This window comes from Acinetobacter sp. ACNIH2, assembly GCF_002934965.1.
Taxonomy (GTDB): domain Bacteria; phylum Pseudomonadota; class Gammaproteobacteria; order Pseudomonadales; family Moraxellaceae; genus Acinetobacter; species Acinetobacter tandoii.
On the sequence record NZ_CP026412.1, the window covers coordinates 1,966,685 to 1,988,316 of the forward strand.

Genomic DNA, 21,632 nt, shown 5'->3' on the forward strand with positions numbered 1-21,632 from the left:
TAAAATTTTTATTAATCATACACTTGCTTTTTAATATTAGAAAAATGAAATTTAAATTTTCAAGTTGATAAGAAAAGTTAATATCACCATTTTTTTATATTTAACTGAAAAACAGCTGTGTTAGTTTGTATTGAAAATTAGGCTTAAAGTAATAAAATTCACGTGATTTAACAAGATATAAGTTGCTCCTTTTGAAATTGAATATGATAACTATGCGCTTACGAAAAAGGCTCAAGAATAACAAGTGATCCTATGTAAGTTGCTGTTTTTAAATAATATATAATCTTTTTAAAGAAAAAGGAACTGGGAGATAGGGCCATGAAATTACAAGTGCAAACTGCATTGGCAGCATTAATTTTAGGTATGTGTTCGACAGTAGTTTTAGCAGATGGAGAGGAGGCTGTAAAAGGTGGTGATGGTGGATATCATCATCCAGGCCGTGATGGATGCGGTACCAAATGTGATGGTAAAATTGATATTGAATTATTTGTTGAAAAACATTGTGATTTAGATATTGATAAATCAAAAATCGTAATGCAAAAAAATCTTATTGGTGGTAAATGGAGTGGACAATCTGGGTTCGATGTCCGTGCAAATGCGCCATATAGCCTCAACATCACTAAACCAACTACTTTAGATAATGAAATAGATGCTTCACAAAAAATTCCAGTAAATGTGGATACTAAACTTGGCTTATTTAATTACACTGGGGCAGTACTTCCTTATACCTCATCAACTAGAACATTTACAGTTAAAGCTGAAACTGTAAGTGCAGTGTCTGACATGGCACATTGGGGTACCTATAAAGGGACTTATAAAGTAGCTGTTGCATTCTAAATAAAAATAGGGAATAGTGGTGTATGTGCGTAACATGCACCACTATAATAATTTTAAAAGGGAATAAATATGAGAAAAATAATTTTATTCTTAATTTTAAGTAGCTTAAGTAATATTTTATTTGCGGGAATCAAGTTTACACCAGTACAACTTTATTTAGGTGATAAACATAAGCAGCAGAGAAGTACCACGGTAATCGTGGAAAGTTCTGATTTTGATCGTTCTAAAATTTTTGAGTTGTCTGCTGTGAAATGGAGTCAAAATGAAAAAGGAGAAGATGTTCTTGAAGAAGAAAAGAACATTTTATTTAATCCTAAGATTTTTGAGTTAAAGCCAGAAAGTAAACAAATTGTTCGTGTTGGTTTTAGTCAACCATTTACAGCTAATGAACTAGACCGTGAAAAAACCTGGCGTGTTATTTTTAATGAAGTTACTCCCGTCGCAGATGATGAGGCGATAAATTTTCAGTTTAACTTTTCATTACCTTTATTTGTAGGTAAACAAGATAAAACTAATCTAGATGTGAAACTTAAAACGATAAATAATAATATGATGGTCGATATTCAAAATATTGCAAAATCACATGTACAAATTACAGATATTCGATTGGTAGATAGCCAGAATAAGGAATTATTACAGAAAAGCTTTAATCGATATTTGCTTGTTGGACAAAAATATACATTTGATTTAGGTGAATTATCAAAGAAACCAAATGATAAAATAAAAGTGAAAATTAAAACTGATAAAGATGGAGATTTATTGGAATATTAAATCTCTGAGGGTGATTCTATGAAATGTTTTAGAGTTGTTCTTGTTTTTTTTAGTGCAGTTGGGATTGCGCAAGCAAATGTTGATTCATTAGCAGAAACGGATGCAGGGGCACTAATTGTAAATGTTTGGTTAAATGGTGTAGATAGAAATATTGAAACAGTACTATTAGTCACTAAGGATGGTGAATATATAGAATGTAAAACATTAAATGAATTAGGTGTTGATCCTTCCAAATTTGTAAAGAACCATGATCAAGATGGTTTCTGTTTAATGCGTGGTTCCGATATAAAATTTCAAAAAGATGATGCACTTCAGGCAATTAAAATTGACTTACCTGCATCTTATTTTAAAGATAATAATTATGAGAGCGTAGTTGTTACCCCAGCAAGAGCAAATTTTGGGGGTTTCATTAATTATGATTTCTTTTATTCTAAAGATGATTTTTCAAATGACTTTAATGCCTATTCAGAAATTGGTATTTTTAAAGACTACTGGTTATTGAATAATGCAATTTTGTATAAAGACTCTCCAGATGAGGGGCAAAAGCAGTTTTTACGTGTCAGTTCATTGTTTGAACTAGAGTTTCCTGAAAAATATTTAAAATTAAGAATCGGTGATAACACAAGTGTTTATAACTCATTAACAAACTCATTCCGATATGGGGGGATCAGTTTTGGTACAAACTATACAGATCGTCCAGATTTTGTATATTGGAATATGCCAACTTTACAAGGAAGTGCTGCATTACCCTCAACAGTAGATTTATATATTAATGGCGTAAACTTGTATAAACAGTCGATAACCCCAGGTAATTATTCTTTACAAACAGGAGCGACAATTGATCAAGCTGGTGAAGCGAGAGTTGTTGTACAAGATATTTTGGGAAATCAAACGGTACAGAGTTTTCCTATTTATATTAGTAGTCAATTATTGCGTGTAGGTTTGAATGAATATGATGTTTCTTTAGGTAAACTAAGATATAACTACGATGAGGATGATAGTGATTATCGTGATTTTTTTTCAAAAGTATTTTTCCGTCGTGGGGTTGCTGCAAGTACAACTTTAGGATTTGATGCAACCTACTCAAAAGATGTAAGCAATATCAGCTTTATGTGGACTCAAGGTGTAAGTAAGTTTGCTTTACTTGATACTGCATATGCAGTGAGTGATTATAATGGAGACATTGGACATGCTGCTTCAGCCTCTGTGAGTAGAAATTTTGGAACGTGGTCTTTCGGTTTAAACACTCGTTATTACACTGAAAAGTTTCAACAGCTAGGTTTTGATGAGTATGATTTTAATACCAAGATATCTAACCTTGCATATATAAATTTCTCTAACCTCGGATTTGTTGATGGTTTTAATTTAAGTTATGTTGACAATAAAAACTATAAAGTTGAGGGCTTTGAGTCTGTAGACAGTAAAATTATAAACGTAGGTGTTCAAAAAATATTGACTAAAAATTTATACACAAGTTTGAATTATTTTAAAAACTTTGAAGATGGTGATGATAGTTTTAACATAGTTTTTAGTTATAATTGGGATACTCGAGGGAATATTGATTTAGAACATAGTACAGATAATGGTGAGACGGTATTAAGTTATTCTAAAAATAGCTTGTTGCAAAATGGTCTGGATTATTCAGTTGCTGTTTCAAATATTGATAGTGAATTTAATTATCATGGTTATGGTTTGTATAAAACTAATATTGGTGATTTTAGAGCATCTTATGATGAATATACAAATAATAAAGTAACTCAAGCTCAATATCGTGGAGCAACAGTTCTTTTAGGTAATAAGTTGTCAGCAACAAAATATGTGGATAATGCTTTTGCCTTGGTTAATATCGATGGTATGAAAGATGTAGATGTATTAAGGTCATTGTCAGTTGTTGGTAAAACGAATGACAAAGGATATCTTTTTGTACATGATATTATTCCTTATATTAATTATGATATTTCTTATGATCAAAATCAGTTACCTTTGGATTATACCTTTGATCAGCCAGTACAGAAATTAAGTGCATTAAATCAAAGGGGGTATATTCTAGATTTCAAAGTTGCAAAAACCAAGAAATTTGTAGTTAATTTAAAGGATTTAAATAATAAGAATTTTCCTGTTGGGACAGTTGTAAAACTTAATGGTAATGAGGATGAAAGTTACTTTATTGATAGTAATGGTTTAGTTTATTTGTATCTTTCAAAACCAGTAAAATATGATCTAAAACTAGCAATGCAGGAGGGAAAAACTTGTAATACATCTTTCAGTATTTCGCAGACTCAAATTGATAATAGCAATGATGCACAAGTCATCAATTTAGTTTGTAAGTAATAGGAGGTTGTTATGAAACCAATTTTTTTAGCTTGCTTAATTTCTATGAGTTGTAGTGCGGTTTATGCGGCAGGATGTTCGGTCAGCGGTTTTTCTGCCCCTGAAATGAAATTAGCAAACTACTATCATAGTCAGACTGCCACATCTTTTAACGTTTCTTGTGATCGCAGTTATTCGATTTCATTCCGAAGTCAGAACTTATTAAATGCGAGTGGGTCAAGTTATGTATCGAATGGACCCTATAAAGTCAAAACCCAAATGAATATTCGAGGTGCGAGTGAAAATCTATGGGGGGTTCAAATGAGACAAAAAGCAGGAACTAATCAGAAGTATATAATTTCAGCTCAACTCGAAGAAAATCCTTTATATAGCGTTCCTGCAGGAGTTTATCGTGACCGAATCTATGTTAATGTGGATTTTTAATTTCGTTGTAAAGCCTTTAGGTTTTGTAAATGATCAACAAAAGGGAGGTAAATGTTACCTCCCTTTTGAATTTCACGGGAATGTCAAACAACAATCATCAAACTGTAAACAAAGACATCTAAGCTAGAAGAAAATCAAGCAATAGGTGTTATATGTCTTACATATCCACTGTGGGCCTGCTAAAACAACAAGATTTTCCAGACAGCTTTAAGTTTTATTTCAAATTACAAAAAAACAAAAACAGCGTAGAAGAAATAAGTGTTTTAAAAGATCTGGTTCGTCCTCGGTTAAAAATTGCAATCGTCACAGAAACATGGCCTCCAGAAGTCAATGGAGTGGCGTTATCTCTGATGCAGCTTTGTAAAGGGTTGCAAAAGCAGGGGCATAAAATATTGCTGATTCGTCCCAGCCAGACTCAAACATGTGCAGACTTTATCCCGAACAAAGAATGTTTGGTTACAGCCCAAACTATTCCTAAATATCCAAGCTTGCAATTTGGTTGGCCACAGTTTTTGAAGGTTGCTAATGCTCTGGATGAGTTCATGCCGAATGTGGTACATGTCGTGACAGAAGGACCATTAGGGCTTACAGCCTTACACGCTGCCAAAAGTCGAGATATTCCAGTATCGAGTGGTTTTCACTCGCCTTTTCAGGATTTTAGTCGCTTCTTTGATTTGGCTTTTTTAGTGAAACCGATACAGCATTATCTACGTTGGTTTCATAACAATACTCAACTGACTTGTGTTCCGAGCAAAGATACCGAAAAAGCATTAAAGCAATTTGGTATCAAGTGTCCATTGGTTGTAGTCGGACGCGGGGTGGATATTCAGCAATTTTCTCCTCTTTACCGCTCTGAAGCATATCGGTGCACTTGGGGGGCGGATAGCAATACAACTGTTATGCTTTACGTGGGACGGTTATCGCCAGAGAAAGAAATCGATGTATTGATTCGTAACTATATATGTATGCTGCAACGTGGTGAAAAACATTATAAATTGGTGATCACTGGCGATGGGCCGGACCGTCAACGCTTGGAAAATTTAGGTAAAGCACATGGTGTGATTTTTACAGGAAGCTTAACTGGTAAGAATCTTGCAAGTGTTTATGCAAGTGCAGATGTTTTTGTATTTGCCAGCCAAGTCGAAACTTTTGGTAACGTTGTTTTAGAAGCAATGGCAAGTGGTTTGCCTGTTGTGGCTTATAATTATGCTTGTGCACATACGCACATTGAATCCGGTAAAACGGGATGGTTGAGTTGTTTAAATGATGTCAATGGATTTTCCACACACATGCAAAACTTACCAAGACGACAACAACTGCAAAGTATGGGACAAAGTGCCCGACTTAAAGTGATGGAAATGGGATGGAATCATCCCGTGAATCAACTAGAACAAGCCCTATATCACGTGGCAAAGGAAACCCGAATGATCGCATAAGCAAAATAAAAGCTTGAGGAGAGAAATTATGAATTTTAAGAATGCAAAAATAAAAATACTCGATCTCGACTTAAAAGGCTGTTTATATCTGAACCATTTTTCTCATTCAGAACGTGTAGCACATTTTTTTAAACTGATAAGCCGTTTAGGTGATGGTATTTTTTGGTACGCTATGTTGATGAGCCTTTGGATGTTGCAAGGTTTGTCTTACAGCTTACAAATGGTGTATCTGATTTTAGGTTCTTTATTGGGTACGGCTATTTATAAAATTCTCAAAACTAAAACAGTGCGCCCACGACCTTATCAGGTGCATCAAGTCATTCGCCTTTGTGAACGTCCTTTAGATCATTTTAGTTTTCCCTCAGGGCATACCTTACATGCAGTGATGGCGAGTGCGGTGATTGGTTATGTTCAGCCCATCTTATTGGTTTTGATGTTGCCCTTTACCGTATTGGTTGTATTGTCACGTATGGTACTTGGCCTGCACTATCCAAGTGATGTTGCTGTGGGGGCTGTCATTGGGGCTAGTGTTGCGGCAGTTATCATTGCCTGTGCACCAATGTTTAACGTGTTGTTGTAGATTGAATCGATTGAGTTGTTTTTCAGAAATCCTAAATTTTGTTAAAGTAGCACTGTCATAGCATAGATTAGGAACAGTCATGGGTTTACGTTGGACCGATACCATGGATATCGCGATTGAATTATATGAAGCACATCCAGATGTTGACCCGCAATGGATTCGTTTTACCGATTTACACGCGTGGGTATGCGCTTTGCCTGATTTTGAAGACGATCCGAATAAGTCGACTGAAGGTTTACTTGAAGCAATTCAAATGGCTTGGATTGACGAAGCTAGCTAATTCAGCACTTTTCCAACAGTGTATCGAAAAAATCCAGTTTTTTTACATTACAAAAGCTGATAATTGCACATTATTCGGTATAATGCGGCAAAATTTTCACGTCTAATTTGACTTAAGGAGCCGATCATGGCTATTGAACGTACTTTATCTATCGTTAAACCAGATGCAGTAGCTAAAAACCACATTGGTGACATCTTTGCTCGTTTCGAAAAAGCTGGTCTTAAAATCGTTGCGACTAAAATGAAACACCTTTCTCAAGCTGAAGCTGAAGGTTTCTACGCAGAACACAAAGAACGTGGTTTCTTTGCTGACTTAGTTGCGTTCATGACTTCTGGTCCAGTTGTTGTATCTGTTCTTGAAGGTGAAAATGCAGTTCTTGCTCACCGTGAAATCTTAGGCGCTACTAACCCTAAAGAGGCTGCTCCAGGTACAATCCGTGCTGACTTCGCTGTAAGCATCGACGAGAATGCTGCTCACGGTTCTGACTCTGTAGCATCTGCTGATCGTGAAGTGAACTACTTCTTCGCTCAAACTGAAGTTTGCCCACGCACTCGTTAATCGAGACACTTCAAACCAGATAAGTGTTATACTGCTTATCTGGTTTTTTTATTCCCTTTAAATTTATTTGCTTGAATATTGAGCAATCTCTTTCTATCTTCGACATGGTTTAGGTAATTACACATGAGTACTGAAGTGGTCGTTTCATCTGCAACGTCTGATGAATCGCAACAATCTTTGTCCACTCCAACACAGCAACCTTCTGTGGAAAAAGTGAATTTACTGGGCATGTCACGTGCTGAGCTGGAACAATTCTTTGAAGCGATGGGCGAAAAGAAATTCCGTGCAGGACAGGTAATGAAGTGGATCCACCAATATTTCGTGACCGATTTTGCTGAAATGACCAACATTTCAGGCAAGTTGCGTGAAAAATTAGAGCGCGTATGTGAAATTAAAGCGCCTGAAGTTGTACACCGTAATTATTCTAAAGATGGCACACGTAAATGGGTGTTCCGTGTAGGTGATGGTGCTGGCTCATTGGTTGAAACCGTACTTATTCCTGCAGAAGATAAAACAGGTGCACGTAAAACTTTGTGTATTTCTTCACAAGTCGGCTGTGCGCTGGATTGCTCATTTTGTTCTACAGGTAAGCAAGGTTTCCAGCGTGATTTAACACCTGCGGAAATTATTGGTCAATTGTGGATGGCAAACTACTCTTACATGGAGGAAGTTCCAGTTGCAGAACGCGAGCGTACAGTGACTAACGTTGTAATGATGGGAATGGGTGAACCATTACTTAACTACGACGCGGTATTAAGTTCGATGCAGCTAATGCTCGACGATTTTGCTTATGGCATGTCGAAACGTCGCGTGACCCTATCAACTTCAGGTGTCGTGCCGAAAATTGACCAATTGGCACAAGACATTGATGTGGCATTGGCTATTTCATTACATGCCCCAAATGATGAATTGCGTAATGAATTGGTACCAATTAATAAAAAATATCCGTTAGATCAACTAATTGCAGCATGTCAGCGCTATTTGGCGAAAGATGGTAATGAAAGTGCACGCCGTCATGTCACCATTGAATATGTGATGCTGGATGGGGTGAATGATCAACCTGAACATGCACAACAGCTATTGAAATTGTTAAAGAATTTACCAAGTAAAATTAATTTAATTCCCTTTAATCCATTTCCACACGCACCATACGGGCGCTCAAGTCGTAACCGTATTATTTCTTTCCAAAAAACTTTGTCTGACGCTGGATTTGTGTGTACGATTCGTCAGACACGTGGTGATGATATTGATGCTGCATGTGGACAGTTGGTTGGTCAGGTGGCCGACCGTACACGTCGTGCAGAGCAGTGGAAGAAAAAAGTGGCTGAGCGGAATGAGATTTTGCGCTCAAAAGGATAATAAAGGGGCTGTCAATTGAGTAAACCCACCTACAAATTTGCATGTATAACAATGTTTTGTCTTTCTATGTCGTTGGTGGGTTGTATTACCACAACCACCTCATCGGCACCGGGGTTTAAAAAAGACCCCGAGAAAGCAGTAGAAGTGCGGACTCAATTGGCAGCGGAATATATTCGTAAGGGCGACCTAGATGCGGCAAAACGCGCACTTGATCAAGCATTAGAAATGGAACCACGAGATTCCACGGCGAATATGATGATGGGCGTGTTGCTACAGCAAGAAGGTAGCCCTGCCAATATGGAAAAAGCGGAGACACACTTTAAACGTGCAATTTCTGCCGATCCAAATAATGCGCAAGCTCGTAACAACTATGGTACGTATTTATACGTCGTAGAACGTTATAATGAGGCGATTGAACAATTAGCAATTGCTGGTTCGACCTTGGGTTATGATCAGCGATTCAAGGCATTGGAAAATTTAGGACGTATTTACTTAAAATTGGGTGATACAGCAAATGCTGAAAAATCATTCAAGCAAGCATTGCAAGTAAACCCGAATTCTTATGTTTCAATGTTAGAGTTGTCGGAAATATTTTATTTAAGACAGCAAATTCCTGCTGCTACACAGCTATATGAACAATTTGTTCGTCTGGTTGGGCAGAAAAATCAGAGTGCGCGTGCATTATGGATTGGTATTCGTATTGCACGAGCCAATGGCGATCAGATGGGGATGCAAGTGTTAGTCAATCAACTGCGCGCATTGTTCCCTGATAGCCAAGAATACACACGTTATTTGCAATTACAGTACAGTACTGAGGCCGTATGGAAGTAAATCCTAATTCACCGCAATCGAATGGTTCAAGCGTAGTACCTAATGCATTAGGAAACGTCCAGCGTCCTGGAGAATACTTACGCCAAAAACGTATTGCTCAAAAACGTGAATTAAGTCAAGTTGCTGCAGATTTAAAAATTCCTGTAAAAACTTTAACTGCATTAGAGCAAGATGAATATAAGTCTTTGCCAGAAGCGACCTTCATTAAAGGTTACTATCGCACTTATGCAAAATATTTAAATGTTGATGCAACCTCACTGATTCAGCGTTTTGATGAAATCTATGCCAATGATACAGGCATGGTGCCTAATCATGCCTTGGATAATTCGCCAATCAAGATCATGGGTAAGTTGCCAGGCTCAAACAGTGAGCGTAACCGCAAGTGGTTAAAGCGATCTGTCATTATCATCATTATCTTGGTGATTTTGGCTGCAATTGTTGGCACGATTCAAAACTGGGGCTCATCGGGTTCGAATACAGAAAGCACTGCAGCAGATGCAAATAAATCTGAAGTTGAAGTGTTGTCAGTGGGCGGTGCGACCGCAGTTTCAGGCGATCAATTGGTCTTGAATTTTAATCGTCCGACCTCAGTTCATATTGTGGATTCGACGGGTAAAGTTTTAGCCACAGGCCGTCAAGCCAGTACTTTAACTTTAAGTGGTCAGGCGCCATTCCAAATCCGTTTGGATGATGCAGCCGCAGTGTCATTAAGTTTGAACAATGAGCAGATTTCATTGTCACCATATACGGTAAATGGGAAAGCAGAATTCCGTTTATCTCGTTAATGGTGCCAGAGTAAATAATCATGATTGTAAACCCGATTCAACGCCGTACTACCCGCAAAATTCGTGTGGGTTCTGTTTACGTCGGAGGTGATGCTCCGATCAGCATTCAAAGCATGACCAATACTGAAACGTGTGATGTCGAAGCAACTGTTGCCCAGATTCAACGCTGTGCAGATGCGGGTGCTGACATTATGCGTGTTTCTGTGCCTTCGATGGAAGCTGCCGAAGCTTTCGGTGAAATTCGTAAACGCGTACAAGTGCCTTTAGTAGCAGATATTCACTTCGATTATAAAATCGCATTGAAAGTGGCAGATATGGGCGCGGATTGTTTGCGTATTAATCCGGGTAATATTGGCTCGGAAGCGAAAATTCGTGAAGTTGTTGCTGCGGCACGTCATCATGATATTTCTATGCGTATTGGCGTGAATGCGGGTTCATTGGAAAAAGACATTCAAAAGAAATATGGTGAGCCGACAGGCCAAGCTTTGCTCGAGTCAGCAATGCGCCATATTGATATCTTAGACCGTTTAAATTTCCATGAATTTAAAGTTTCTGTGAAAGCATCGAATGTGTTTTTGACCATGGATGCCTACCGTTTGCTGTCTCAACAAATTGATAACCCTTTACATTTAGGCGTTACAGAAGCTGGGATTTATCGTACGGGTTCAGTAAAATCAGCCATTGCATTGGGTGGTTTGCTCATGGAAGGCATTGGTGACACCATGCGTATTTCATTGGCAGCCGAACCCGAAGAAGAAGTTAAAATTGGTTTTGATATTTTAAAATCACTCAGCCTTCGTTCAAATGGCATTAACTTTATTGCTTGCCCAAGCTGTTCACGACAAGAATTTAATGTGATTTCAGTGATGCAAGCTTTAGAAGAGCGTTTGGAAGACATTCGTACCCCAATGGACGTATCGGTCATTGGTTGTAAGGTGAATGGTCCAGGCGAAGCCAAAGAGGCTGATATTGGCGTGGTGGGGGCAAGTCCACGTTCGCTTGTGTATCGGAATGGCGAGAAAAGCCATCTCATTGATACCAACCAGTTAGTTGATGAAATCGAAACAATGGTTCGTCAGCGTGTTCAAGAGCTTGAAGAAGCTAAATCTAAAGAGATCATTCGTAGTTCATCATGAGTTCAATTGTCGCAATCAAAGGTTTTAATGACATTCTTCCAACGCAAACACCTGCATGGAGACGTCTAGAGCAACATTTAGCATCGTTAATGGATGCCTATGGCTATCAACAAATCCGTTTGCCTATTGTTGAACAAACTAATTTGTTCAAACGTTCGATTGGTGATGCGACGGATATCGTTGAAAAAGAAATGTATACGTTCTTAGACAAAGGCAATCCACCTGAGTCTTTGACACTGCGTCCTGAAGGAACAGCAGGTTGTGTACGTGCCATGCTTGAGCATAATTTACTCCGTGGTGCAACACCGCGTGTGTGGTATGTCGGCCCAATGTTCCGTTATGAAAAACCACAAAAAGGGCGTTACCGTCAGTTCCATCAGTTTGGTGTAGAAACCTTTGGTGTGGCAACTCCTGATATGGATGCTGAGCTCATTTTGATGACGGCGCGTCTATGGAAACGCATGGGTGTGGCGGACAAAGTTCAGTTAGAGTTGAATACTCTCGGAGAGTCTGACGAGCGTGCGGCTTATCGTGCGGCTTTGGTTGAGTTCTTGGAATCGCATAAAAGTGATTTGGATGAAGACTCACAGCGCCGTTTAACCACCAATCCGCTACGTATCCTTGATTCTAAAGATGCAAAAACTCAAGCTATTTTAGAAAATGCACCGAAATTGCATGACTTTATGGGTGAAGAGACTTTACTGCACTTTGCGACTTTGCAGCAGTATTTAAGCGATGCAGGCGTTGAGTTTGTGATTAATCAGAAACTGGTTCGTGGTTTAGATTATTACAACAAAACTGTATTTGAATGGACGACTACACATTTAGGCTCACAAGGTACAGTGTGTGCAGGTGGTCGCTATGATGGTTTGGTTGGACAGCTTAAAGGAAAGGCGGATCAGTCTGTACCTGCGGTTGGTTTTGCTATGGGGATGGAGCGTTTATTACTTTTACTTGAACAAGTTGAAGATGTGACTCCAATTCGTGATTGCGAAATTTTCTTGGTGGCAGATCCTGCTTCTCAAGGTAAGGCTTTGGTATTGGCAGAACAACTCCGCAACCAGTTAGACGCAGCGCAAAGTTCATTACGTTTAAAAGTTGGCTCACAAGGTTCAATGAAAAGCCAAATGAAAAAGGCCGACCAGTCAGGGGCATTGTATGCCTTGATTTTGGGTGAGCGCGAGTGGGAAGCACAGCAGCTATTGGTCAAAACTTTGGCGACAGCGGAACAGTGCGAAGTCGCAATTGCTGATGTCGTACCATTCTTCATCGAAAAATTTTCTTCAAAATAAGAGTTAAATAACATTTAGGAAAAGGGTAATCAAATGAGCGCATCATTGAGTGAAGAAGAACAACTTGAGAGTTTAAAGTCTTTCACTAAAAAGTATGGTTCGGCCATGATTAGTGGGATTTTAATTGCGTTGATTGCCTTTTTCGGTTGGGAATATTGGCAAAAGAAAAACCTTGCAGAATCGCAAATGCAAACTGCAAAAGTCCAACAATTGATGGATGATGCGCGTAATGTACAAGGCAATCCAAATGCAATGACTGAGTTGACAGAAGCTGCAGATAAAATTGTGAAGGATGCCCCTGATTCTGCGCAGGCCATTCAAACTCAATTTGTGATGGCAAAGTTGGCTTATGACAAGGGTGACTATGCAGGTGCAGAAAAAGCTCTGAAAAAGGTGGAAAACTCTAAAGTTAAAGATGAGGGTTTAATACAAATCGTAAAATTACGTTTGGCCTATGCACAGCTTGCACAAAACAAATATGATAATGCATTGAAATCTTTAGCTTTAGTGACCAACCCTGCGTTTAAAGCAACGGCTGATGAAGCGCGTGGTGATGTATATGTTGCTAAAAATGATGTAGCAAATGCGAAAAAAGCTTATCAAAGTGCATGGGATGCATTGATTGAGCGTAAACAAGAGCGCCAAATTTTACAAATTAAACTCGAAAGTGTTGGCGTTTTAGTAGATGATCCTGAAATTGAACGCCCAATTTTAGAAACACACGTGGATGAGTCTTAATGGATAGAAAATATAAAATACCGTTTGCACTAACAATTTTGACGCTGGCTTTAGTTGGCTGTTCAAGTAATAAAATTAAAGTTGAAGATGCCAAACCAAGTCCATTACCTAAACTTGAACAATCGAAAAGTTTAGCGCCAGTTTTTTCTGAAAGTGTTTCTTCGACCTCAGAAGCAGATCCATTACGTTTGCAATTGGACATCGATAATGGCGTAATTTTCATTGCTAGCCCTAAAGGTGAAGTCACCGCCTATCGTGGCAAAGATAAAGTTTGGAGCAAAAAAGTCTCTAAACAAGGTCTAAGCTCAGGTGTGGAAGCCAAAGATGGTCTAGTGATTGTTGGAAATCATAAAGGTCAATTGTTTGCTCTAGATCAAGCCACAGGTGAACAAAAATGGACTGCTCAATTAACAGGAGCAATTCTAGCACCTTCGTTGGTACAATCTGGTCGTGTGGTGACCGTCAGTAATGATGGAACTGTTTTCGCGCATGATTTAGAATCTGGGCAGCAAGTTTGGAGCTATGATTTACCAAGCGTACAATTTAGCTTGCGTGGGACTTCAACGCCTGTAGCTCTCGATGCACGTACGGTATTGGTATCTTCTGCAAATGCTTATGTCTATGCTTTAGATGTACTCAGTGGCGTACCTCGTATGCAACGTCGTGTGGCAGTGAGTGATGGTCGTTCTGACATTCAGCGTTTAAATGATGTTGATGGTGATCCAGTGGTAGCAGGTCAGCTTTTAGTGACCACCAGTTTCCAAGGGCAAGTGACTGCAACAGACTTGGCTTCACAACAAGTGATTTGGAGTGAAGATGCTAGCAGTACCAAACGTCCTGAAGTTGCAGACAATAAAGTTTTTGTAGCACAAGCAGACGGTAAGTTGACGGCTTATGATCTGGCGACAGGTCAACAATTGTGGCAAAATGAGCAACTTTTAAACCGTGAACTCAGTAATCCAGTACTGTTTGGTCAAGACCTTGTAGTAGGGGATTTAGATGGCGTATTACATCTGATTGACCCAAATTCAGGTCAGTTAATCGGTCGTGCCAAAACCAGTGGTGCTGTACGTACATTGCGTGTTATCGAAGGTCAACTCGCAGTCGCGACACGTAAGGGTACATTTAGCGTTTGGCAGAATCGTTAATTTTCGTCTGCCTTATGTTAAACTAAGCCAAATCCGTATTTTTAAACACGGGGTATTTGAGAAATTTCAATGCCCCGTGTTTTATTTAGTATTATTCTTAAATATCTTCCATTTTTCTGATGTTCAGACCAGTCTCACTGGCTGATCTTGAATAAAGGTTAAACTATGAAACCCGTAATTGCGCTCATTGGTCGTCCGAACGTCGGAAAATCAACCCTATTTAACCAGATAACTAAAAGTCGTGATGCTTTGGTGGCTGACTTTGCGGGTCTGACACGCGACCGTAAATATGGTGATGCTGTTTATCAAAATAAATCTTTCATTGTGGTCGATACAGGTGGTATTGGCGAAAATGAAGGTGGTATTGACTCTTACATGGCAGAGCAGTCTAAAACTGCGATTCATGAGGCTGACATCATTGTATTTGTGGTAGATGCGCGTGCAGGTCTATTGGCTTCTGATGAACAAATTGCACGTGAGCTGCGTACTTTAGGTAAAAAAGTTTACCTTGTCGCAAATAAGGTGGATGGCGTACACGCGGAAGCCGCACTCGTCGAATTTTATAAACTTGGTATGGGTGAGCCACTGCAAGTAGCGGCAAGTCATGGTCGTGGCGTACAGCAAATGTTGGAAGACGTGTTACAGGATGTGCCTGAAGACGAGAACCCAGAAGAGCATGACAAAAACACAGGCTTGCGTTTAGCGATTATTGGCCGTCCGAACGTAGGTAAATCAACACTAGTCAACCGTTTGTTAGGTGAAGAACGTGTGGTGGCATTTGACCAGCCAGGTACAACCCGTGACTCTATTTATATCCCTTTCGAGCGTGATGGTCGTCAATATACGCTGATTGATACTGCGGGTGTGCGTCGTAAAGGTAAGGTCGATGAAATGATCGAGAAATTCTCGATTGTAAAAACCTTACAAGCCATGAAAGATGCACATGTGGTTGTCGTGGTGGTGGATGCTCGTGAAGGCATCGTAGAGCAAGACTTACACTTGATTGGTTATGCCTTAGAAGCAGGACGTGCCATGGTGATTGCGATCAATAAATGGGACAACATGTCTGAGTATGATCGTAAGCAATGTAAGCTAGATGTTGAACGTCGTTTTGATTTTATTCCTTGGGCAAAAATCCACTTAATTTCTGCACTGCATGGTACAGGTGTAGGGGATATGTACCCATCGATCCACCGTGCCTATGAATCTTCACATTTGAAAGTTTCACCTGCCAAAATCACGCAAATTTTGAGTGATGCTGTGGATGCACATCAACCACCAATGGTGGGCGGTCGTCGTATTAAAATGCGTTATGCGCATATGGGTGGGCAAAATCCACCAACGATTGTGATTCATGGTAACAAAGTTGATAAAACGCCAGCAGATTACCGTCGTTACCTTGAAAATGTTTTCCGTCGTGTGTACAAACTTGAAGGTACACCAGTGAAAATTGAATTTAAAACTTCAGAAAATCCATTTGAAGGGCGTAAGTCTCAAGTGGATGAACGTACTGCCGCACGTAAACGTCGTTATGTTCAGAAGTTCAAAAAAGCTGAGAAAAAATTCAAACGTTAATTTTCAGTTTATTTAAAAGATCAAAAAGCCCAAAGATGACTTTGGGCTTTTTATTTTATGTGTAGTTTCTTTTAGAATGAGGCGGTATATAAAGAGGAGAGCTATGTGACGAAACTGATTCATATCGATGTCAGCCGCTTAGAGCAGATTATCAAACTACCTGCGGATTTGGAGCGTAAAGTCAAGATACAACAAAAAAAACAGGCCATCTACCAATTTCGGAATCAGTTGCTTTCACAACACATGCAACGTGAAATCCAAAATACAGATCTTTCTAAGACCGAATATGGCAAACCCTATTTGACTGAATTTCCTCAAGTTGCATTCAATCATAGTCATAGTCATAAACATTACGCCTTAGCACTTAGCCATACAGTGAGGCAGTTGGGTATTGATGTCGAAGATTTAGACCGACAAGTGCGTTTTGAGACATTGGCACAACATGCTTTTCATCCTGAAGAATTGCATAGTTGGGCAGAAGCAGAATATTCATCTGAATATTGGTTTAAGGTTTGGACCACCAAAGAAGCGGTATTAAAAGCATCGGGCTTAGGTATTCGTTTATGTTTAAAAGAGTTAAATACGCATGTACATGCCATCAACCATGGAGGGATGTGTCAGCATCCTGAAATTGGTAGCTTTGCGTATCAGAATTATCATTTAGGTCAAATAATGTTAACGGTGGCTTGGCAGGCAGAGCCATCATGTCGGGGTTTCCAGTGGCCACTAATTCAAATCATTCAGCATTAAAAAAGCCCATCCGAGGATGAGCTTCAGTGTGAGCCTGTTGTTTAGGGATTAAGGAATTTCTTCCTCATCAAACTCAGGTTTAATCTGAACAATAAAGTCTTGACGGTTTAAACCGCGCCATAGGGCATAAGCAGTTGCAATATAGATCGAAGAATATGTTCCTGCAAAGACACCGATAAACATTGCCACCGAGAACCAGCGTAGGCCTTCACCGCCCATAATTAACATAGCGACAACAACCAATAATAAAGTTGCAGAAGTATGTACAGTTCGGCGTAAAGTTTCAGTGAGGGCAATATCGATCACTTCACGAGGTGATGCACCTCGAATTTTACGGAAGTTCTCACGAATACGGTCCGATACCACGATGTTATCGTTGAGTGAGAAACCAATTACGGCAAGCACTGCAGCCAAAGTGGTCAGGTCAAATGGCCATTGCATGAATGCAAATACCCCTAAAATCACCAAAATATCGTGAAAGAGGGAGAGGATTGCACCCACAGCCAATTTGAACTCAAAGCGAATGGTTACGTAGATCAACATCAAGATCAATGCAAGTGCAACGGCACCCGCAGAACGAACATAGAGTTCATTTCCGACTTGACCACCGACAGCATCGACTTTATGTAGTGTAGCTGTGTTATTCGGTACTTGCACTGCTTGAGCCAAGGTGTTATTCAAATCTTCAACACTGGCTTTTTGCACAGGCATACGAATGAGTACGTCTGTATTACTGCCAAGCGTTTGTACTACTGCATGTTCAAAGCCTGTAGCTTCAAGAGATTTAACAATTTGATCTTGGTCAACCGGTTTTGCGTAGGTGACTTCCGCAGAAATACCTCCAGTAAAGTCCAAACCTAAGTTAAGACCATTCACGGCAATGAAGAAGATACTGGCAATGGTAATTATAATTGACGCGAAGGCAGCAGGTTTGCTGATCTTCATGAAGCCAATTACACGCTCATTGTCAGGACGACCATATTGTTTTGATTTGGGTTGAGTCATGTCAGTCATCGTCGATCTCCTTAAATGCTCAACTTCTTCAAGTCACGCTTTTTGCCATAAATCAATTGTACGACTGCACGCGTCACCGTAATAGAGGTAAACATCGAGCAGACAATACCAATCATGTGGGTGACTGCAAAGCTTTTGATTGGACCTGAACCGATTGCAAATAAAATGAACGCGACAATAAAGGTGGTTAAGTTCGAGTCTAAAATGGTGTTATAGGCTCGATCATAACCCGCAATAATGGCTTGTTTCGGAGAAGCTCCCCATTTCATTTCCTCTCGTATTCGTTCACAGATGAGGACGTTGGCATCGACCGCCATACCAATGGTGATGATGATACCAGCAATACCCGGAAGCGATAGTGAGGCGCCAATCCAAGACATTACAGTCAGGATCATGGCAATATTGATCACTAAGGCTAAATTGGCAATTAAACCAAATAGACGGAAGAACACCACCATCCAGATCGCAACCAGTAAGAAACCGATTTGGGTGGATAAGACACCTTTATCAATGTTTTCTTGACCGAGGCTAGGACCAACCACACGTTCTTCAACAAAATACATTGGAGCTGCTAATGCACCTGCACGCAACATCAATGCCAGTTCGGCTGCTTCTTGTGGTGAGTCTAAACCTGTAATACGGAATTGTGAGCCGAGTACGGCTTGAATCGTGGCGGCATTAATAACCACAGATTCTGCATACGGTGTACGGACTTCAGTTTGTGCACCAGTTTTCGGGTCTGTGACATAGCTGATTTTTTGTTTATTTTCGATAAACAACACCGCCATACGTTTACCCACAGAATTCCGTGTCGCATCGGCCATGAGCTTACCACCCGCGCTATCGAGGGTAATATTTACTTCAGCACCGCCAGTGTCCTGACTAAAGCCAGAAGAGGCATTTTGAACACGCTCACCTGTAAGAATACGATTGCGGTTAAGTAATAATTCACGGCCACTATCAAGTGACTGATAAGCAAATACTTCCGTACCTGGAGGTAATGGCTGACCATTATATTTACCTGTATATGGATCAATATATTGATCATTCTGGTCTGAAACCAGACGGAACTCTAAGTTCGCAGTACGGCCCAAAACACGCTTTGCTTCGGCTGTATCTTGTACACCTGGTAATTCAACCACAATACGGTTGCTACCTTGGGTTTGTACTAGTGCTTCTGCAACCCCTAACTCATTAATACGGTTACGCAGGGTGGTTAAGTTTTGGTTGACCGCATAAGATTGAATTTCTTGCTTACGTACATCGGTATAGGTTAAACGTAAGCTAGAGCCTGAATCTGATGCAATCGCTTGTTGAGCATATTCTTTGTTGTTGCTGCGCAAGAAATCCATCACTGCATCACGATCTGTATTGTTCGCAAATTGCAAAGTAATGGTATTGTTATTCAATGAAAGACTATTGAATTTCAATTTATTGTCACGCAATTGACGACGTAAATCAGTTGCAGAGGTTTCCATACGTTGGCTGATGGCTTTGTCCATATCTACTTCAAGCAAGAAGTGAACACCGCCACGTAAGTCCAAACCGAGTTTCATTGGTTTCGCACCAATTTTTTGCAACCATTCAGGTGTAGTTGGTGCAAGGTTCAGCGCAACAACGTAGTTATCTCCAAGACCACGACGCAAAGCATCTTTGGCTTTTAACTGAGCCTCAGATGAATCTAGACGGAGTAATGCAGCGTTATTGGTAAAGCTATTGTCATGCGTTGCAATATTTTCGCTTTTTAAAATTTGCTCTGCTTTTTGTATGATGCTTTGGTCAATTTGAGTACCAGCTTTGGCACCTGAAATTTGAACAGCAGGTTCATCAGGATACAAACTTGGCAGGGCATATAATGTACTGACTACGAGAACCACAAGAATCAGTAGATATTTCCATGCTGGGTAACGCATTTGTTTTCTTCTTAAAATGAAAAAGTCGTGCGGGTGCACGACTATTTTTGATTAAAGGTTATTTAATGTGCCTTCAGGAAGAACTGAAATCACACTTGCGCGTTGAATTTTTACTTCTACACCACGGTTTAATTCAACCACTGCAAAATCACCTTCAATTTTAGTAATTTTACCCATCAAACCACCAGCAAAAACAACTTCACTGCCAACGCCTAAGCTTTCGACCAAAGAACGGTGTTCTTTAGCGCGCTTAGATTGTGGACGCCAAATCAAGAAGTAGAAAATTGCGACAAAAACCGCAATCATAAGTAAGTTCGTTACGAGGCTTGGTTGCTGTGCAGCTTCACCTGCTGCGTGAGCAGTAGAAATAAAAAGGCTCATTTCAATTTCCTAAACAATAAACTGGTATCAATTTGATAATAAATAGACTTGCTCTGCAATTTACCTTGTCTTTTTCTTCAGCGCAAATGCTGAAAGAATTAATCTTGCGGACAAGGAGGTACTTCTAAACCACGACGTTGATAAAAGTCTTCAACAAAAGCATCAAACGTCCCGTTATCGAGTGCATCACGAATGTCTTGGGTGAAGCGCTGGTAGTAACGTAAGTTGTGGATGGTACCTAACATTGAACCCAACATTTCGCCGCATTTTTCTAAATGGAATAGATATGCGCGGGTAAAGTTGGTACAGGTGTAGCAATCGCAGTGTGGATCAAGTGGTTGTTGATCATGACGGTATTTACTGTTGCGGATACGAACTAAACCATCCGTCACAAAGTAATGACCATTTCGTGCATTTCGGGTTGGCATAACGCAGTCAAACATATCTACGCCACGGCGGATACCTTCAACAATGTCTTCAGGCTTTCCAACACCCATTAAATAACGAGGCTTATCCGCAGGCATGTTATTCGGAAGATAATCCAATACCTTGATCATTTCTTCTTTCGGTTCACCGACAGAAAGACCACCAATGGCATAACCATCAAAACCAATTTCGAGTAAACCTTTTAATGATTCTTCACGAAGGTCTTCGTACATGCCGCCTTGAATAATGCCAAATAAAGCATTTTTATTGTTTAATTCATCGTGGTGATGAGTTTTACAACGCTTGGCCCAACGTAATGAAAGTTGCAATGACTTTTGTGCTTCTTCATGCGTCGCTGGATATGGCGTACATTCATCAAAAATCATGACGATGTCAGAATTTAAAGTTTTTTGAATTTCCATCGAAATTTCAGGCGATAAGAAAACTTTAGAACCATCAATCGGAGAGCGGAAAGTTACGCCTTCTTCCTTAATTTTACGCATAGCACCAAGGCTGAAGACTTGAAAGCCACCAGAGTCGGTTAAAATAGGTTTGTTCCACTTCATGAACTCGTGTAAGCCACCATGCGCTTCAATGACATCTAGGCCAGGACGTAAGTATAGGTGGAAAGTATTACCTAAAATAATTTGTGCTTGAATGTCTTCAATATCACGCGGCAACATGCCCTTGACTGTGCCATAAGTACCGACAGGCATAAATACAGGTGTTTCAACCACACCATGTTCAAGCGTTAAGCGACCACGACGGGCACGCCCCGATTGTGCAAGTTTTTCAAACTTCATACAAATTCCAAATCAAGGCGAAAAAACAGTTCGCTGATTGTTCGAGCTAAAAAGAGAGCTATTTTCCTCGATTCTGCGCTTAAACGCCAGTTTTGTGATGTATTGAACTGTTAATTCTGATCTCGTCATTTCAAAATGAAAGTGAAACGCTGGTTTGGTCAGAATTTTGCTTTATTTTTATTTGTGTAATGTTTTGTTTCTCTTTTACCTGAAAATGGTGATTATATTGTAAAGAGAATTGGTATTTACTAGTTCTTCATGTGAA

General features: G+C 39.8%; 21 protein-coding genes. 17 read left to right on the forward strand and 4 right to left on the reverse strand.

Features of this window, described 5'->3' with window-relative positions; all coding sequences use genetic code 11:
• Window positions 1-318 precede the first annotated feature (318 nt).
• The 17 genes from C3F34_RS09275 (at window position 319) to C3F34_RS09355 (ending at window position 16,830) form a co-directional block, all read left to right on the forward strand.
• Window positions 319-837, forward strand: coding sequence for a hypothetical protein (locus C3F34_RS09275; RefSeq protein ID WP_104441448.1), 519 nt, complete (start codon window positions 319-321; stop codon window positions 835-837).
• Window positions 838-906: 69 nt separating this feature from the next.
• Complete coding sequence (locus C3F34_RS09280; RefSeq protein WP_171284961.1) at window positions 907-1,608, forward strand: molecular chaperone; 702 nt, start codon at window positions 907-909, stop codon at window positions 1,606-1,608.
• Window positions 1,609-1,626: 18 nt separating this feature from the next.
• Complete coding sequence (locus C3F34_RS09285; RefSeq protein ID WP_104441450.1) at window positions 1,627-3,939, forward strand: fimbria/pilus outer membrane usher protein; 2,313 nt, start codon at window positions 1,627-1,629, stop codon at window positions 3,937-3,939.
• Between the two features lie 12 nt (window positions 3,940-3,951).
• On the forward strand, window positions 3,952-4,362 hold the full coding sequence (locus C3F34_RS09290; RefSeq protein ID WP_016166216.1) for a hypothetical protein: 411 nt from the start codon (window positions 3,952-3,954) through the stop codon (window positions 4,360-4,362).
• A 152-nt stretch (window positions 4,363-4,514) separates the two neighbouring features.
• A complete protein-coding gene (locus tag C3F34_RS09295; RefSeq protein WP_044739036.1) occupies window positions 4,515-5,798 on the forward strand; it encodes a glycosyltransferase family 4 protein in 1,284 nt (427 codons plus the stop codon).
• 28 nt (window positions 5,799-5,826) lie between these two features.
• A complete protein-coding gene (locus C3F34_RS09300; protein ID WP_044739035.1) occupies window positions 5,827-6,378 on the forward strand; it encodes a phosphatase PAP2 family protein in 552 nt (183 codons plus the stop codon).
• 79 nt (window positions 6,379-6,457) lie between these two features.
• Window positions 6,458-6,658: a Fe-S cluster assembly protein IscX gene (gene iscX / locus C3F34_RS09305; RefSeq protein WP_016166213.1), complete on the forward strand. Its 201-nt coding sequence runs from the start codon at window positions 6,458-6,460 to the stop codon at window positions 6,656-6,658.
• A gap of 126 nt (window positions 6,659-6,784) precedes the next feature.
• Window positions 6,785-7,216 (forward strand): nucleoside-diphosphate kinase, encoded by a 432-nt coding sequence (gene ndk, locus C3F34_RS09310; RefSeq protein WP_016166212.1) that lies wholly within the window; start codon window positions 6,785-6,787, stop codon window positions 7,214-7,216.
• 123 nt (window positions 7,217-7,339) lie between these two features.
• Window positions 7,340-8,575 carry a 23S rRNA (adenine(2503)-C(2))-methyltransferase RlmN gene (rlmN, locus tag C3F34_RS09315; RefSeq protein WP_044739034.1) on the forward strand — a complete coding sequence of 412 codons (1,236 nt, stop codon included), beginning with the start codon at window positions 7,340-7,342 and terminating at the stop codon, window positions 8,573-8,575.
• Window positions 8,576-8,641: 66 nt separating this feature from the next.
• Entirely contained in the window at window positions 8,642-9,406 is a 765-nt protein-coding gene (gene pilW / locus C3F34_RS09320) for a type IV pilus biogenesis/stability protein PilW (RefSeq protein ID WP_171285000.1), read from the forward strand.
• Window positions 9,397-10,191: a helix-turn-helix domain-containing protein gene (locus C3F34_RS09325; RefSeq protein WP_104441452.1), complete on the forward strand. Its 795-nt coding sequence runs from the start codon at window positions 9,397-9,399 to the stop codon at window positions 10,189-10,191. Before pilW ends, C3F34_RS09325 begins: the two co-directional genes overlap by 10 nt.
• A 20-nt stretch (window positions 10,192-10,211) precedes the next feature.
• A complete protein-coding gene (ispG, locus tag C3F34_RS09330) occupies window positions 10,212-11,327 on the forward strand; it encodes a flavodoxin-dependent (E)-4-hydroxy-3-methylbut-2-enyl-diphosphate synthase (RefSeq protein ID WP_044739032.1) in 1,116 nt (371 codons plus the stop codon).
• The gene (hisS, locus tag C3F34_RS09335; protein ID WP_104441453.1) at window positions 11,324-12,619 is read left to right on the forward strand and encodes a histidine--tRNA ligase; all 1,296 of its coding nucleotides are present in this window, start codon (window positions 11,324-11,326) and stop codon (window positions 12,617-12,619) included. Before ispG ends, hisS begins: the two co-directional genes overlap by 4 nt.
• 33 nt (window positions 12,620-12,652) lie before the next feature.
• The gene (locus C3F34_RS09340; RefSeq protein WP_104441454.1) at window positions 12,653-13,357 is read left to right on the forward strand and encodes a YfgM family protein; all 705 of its coding nucleotides are present in this window, start codon (window positions 12,653-12,655) and stop codon (window positions 13,355-13,357) included.
• On the forward strand, window positions 13,357-14,505 hold the full coding sequence (gene bamB, locus C3F34_RS09345; protein ID WP_044739029.1) for an outer membrane protein assembly factor BamB: 1,149 nt from the start codon (window positions 13,357-13,359) through the stop codon (window positions 14,503-14,505). Before C3F34_RS09340 ends, bamB begins: the two co-directional genes overlap by 1 nt.
• Before the next feature lie 165 nt (window positions 14,506-14,670).
• Window positions 14,671-16,080, forward strand: coding sequence for a ribosome biogenesis GTPase Der (der, locus tag C3F34_RS09350; RefSeq protein WP_016166204.1), 1,410 nt, complete (start codon window positions 14,671-14,673; stop codon window positions 16,078-16,080).
• 105 nt (window positions 16,081-16,185) lie between these two features.
• Window positions 16,186-16,830 (forward strand): 4'-phosphopantetheinyl transferase family protein, encoded by a 645-nt coding sequence (locus tag C3F34_RS09355; protein WP_044739028.1) that lies wholly within the window; start codon window positions 16,186-16,188, stop codon window positions 16,828-16,830.
• Between the two features lie 48 nt (window positions 16,831-16,878).
• On the opposite strand, the gene secF is transcribed toward C3F34_RS09355, so the two are convergent.
• From secF to tgt, 4 genes are all read right to left on the reverse strand, one after another.
• A complete protein-coding gene (gene secF / locus C3F34_RS09360) occupies window positions 16,879-17,844 on the reverse strand; it encodes a protein translocase subunit SecF (protein WP_044739027.1) in 966 nt (321 codons plus the stop codon).
• A gap of 11 nt (window positions 17,845-17,855) precedes the next feature.
• Complete coding sequence (secD, locus tag C3F34_RS09365) at window positions 17,856-19,757, reverse strand: protein translocase subunit SecD (RefSeq protein ID WP_044739026.1); 1,902 nt, start codon at window positions 19,755-19,757, stop codon at window positions 17,856-17,858.
• Window positions 19,758-19,808: 51 nt separating this feature from the next.
• On the reverse strand, window positions 19,809-20,138 hold the full coding sequence (gene yajC / locus C3F34_RS09370; protein WP_016166200.1) for a preprotein translocase subunit YajC: 330 nt from the start codon (window positions 20,136-20,138) through the stop codon (window positions 19,809-19,811).
• Window positions 20,139-20,236: 98 nt separating this feature from the next.
• A complete protein-coding gene (gene tgt / locus C3F34_RS09375) occupies window positions 20,237-21,367 on the reverse strand; it encodes a tRNA guanosine(34) transglycosylase Tgt (protein WP_044739025.1) in 1,131 nt (376 codons plus the stop codon).
• Between the last annotated feature and the right edge of the window lie 265 nt (window positions 21,368-21,632).

What these genes read in the sequence shown, in the direction of transcription:
- C3F34_RS09275 (WP_104441448.1), top strand. Translation starts at nt 319, where the DNA reads ATGAAATTACAAGTGCAAACTGCATTGGCAGCATTAATTTTAGGTATG.
- C3F34_RS09280 (WP_171284961.1), top strand. Translation starts at nt 907, where the DNA reads ATGAGAAAAATAATTTTATTCTTAATTTTAAGTAGCTTAAGTAATATT.
- C3F34_RS09285 (WP_104441450.1), top strand. Translation starts at nt 1,627, where the DNA reads ATGAAATGTTTTAGAGTTGTTCTTGTTTTTTTTAGTGCAGTTGGGATT.
- C3F34_RS09290 (WP_016166216.1), top strand. Translation starts at nt 3,952, where the DNA reads ATGAAACCAATTTTTTTAGCTTGCTTAATTTCTATGAGTTGTAGTGCG.
- C3F34_RS09295 (WP_044739036.1), top strand. Translation starts at nt 4,515, where the DNA reads ATGTCTTACATATCCACTGTGGGCCTGCTAAAACAACAAGATTTTCCA.
- C3F34_RS09300 (WP_044739035.1), top strand. Translation starts at nt 5,827, where the DNA reads ATGAATTTTAAGAATGCAAAAATAAAAATACTCGATCTCGACTTAAAA.
- iscX (WP_016166213.1), top strand. Translation starts at nt 6,458, where the DNA reads ATGGGTTTACGTTGGACCGATACCATGGATATCGCGATTGAATTATAT.
- ndk (WP_016166212.1), top strand. Translation starts at nt 6,785, where the DNA reads ATGGCTATTGAACGTACTTTATCTATCGTTAAACCAGATGCAGTAGCT.
- rlmN (WP_044739034.1), top strand. Translation starts at nt 7,340, where the DNA reads ATGAGTACTGAAGTGGTCGTTTCATCTGCAACGTCTGATGAATCGCAA.
- pilW (WP_171285000.1), top strand. Translation starts at nt 8,642, where the DNA reads ATGTCGTTGGTGGGTTGTATTACCACAACCACCTCATCGGCACCGGGG.
- C3F34_RS09325 (WP_104441452.1), top strand. Translation starts at nt 9,397, where the DNA reads ATGGAAGTAAATCCTAATTCACCGCAATCGAATGGTTCAAGCGTAGTA.
- ispG (WP_044739032.1), top strand. Translation starts at nt 10,212, where the DNA reads ATGATTGTAAACCCGATTCAACGCCGTACTACCCGCAAAATTCGTGTG.
- hisS (WP_104441453.1), top strand. Translation starts at nt 11,324, where the DNA reads ATGAGTTCAATTGTCGCAATCAAAGGTTTTAATGACATTCTTCCAACG.
- C3F34_RS09340 (WP_104441454.1), top strand. Translation starts at nt 12,653, where the DNA reads ATGAGCGCATCATTGAGTGAAGAAGAACAACTTGAGAGTTTAAAGTCT.
- bamB (WP_044739029.1), top strand. Translation starts at nt 13,357, where the DNA reads ATGGATAGAAAATATAAAATACCGTTTGCACTAACAATTTTGACGCTG.
- der (WP_016166204.1), top strand. Translation starts at nt 14,671, where the DNA reads ATGAAACCCGTAATTGCGCTCATTGGTCGTCCGAACGTCGGAAAATCA.
- secF (WP_044739027.1), bottom strand. Translation starts at nt 17,844, where the DNA reads ATGACTGACATGACTCAACCCAAATCAAAACAATATGGTCGTCCTGAC.
- secD (WP_044739026.1), bottom strand. Translation starts at nt 19,757, where the DNA reads ATGCGTTACCCAGCATGGAAATATCTACTGATTCTTGTGGTTCTCGTA.
- yajC (WP_016166200.1), bottom strand. Translation starts at nt 20,138, where the DNA reads ATGAGCCTTTTTATTTCTACTGCTCACGCAGCAGGTGAAGCTGCACAG.
- tgt (WP_044739025.1), bottom strand. Translation starts at nt 21,367, where the DNA reads ATGAAGTTTGAAAAACTTGCACAATCGGGGCGTGCCCGTCGTGGTCGC.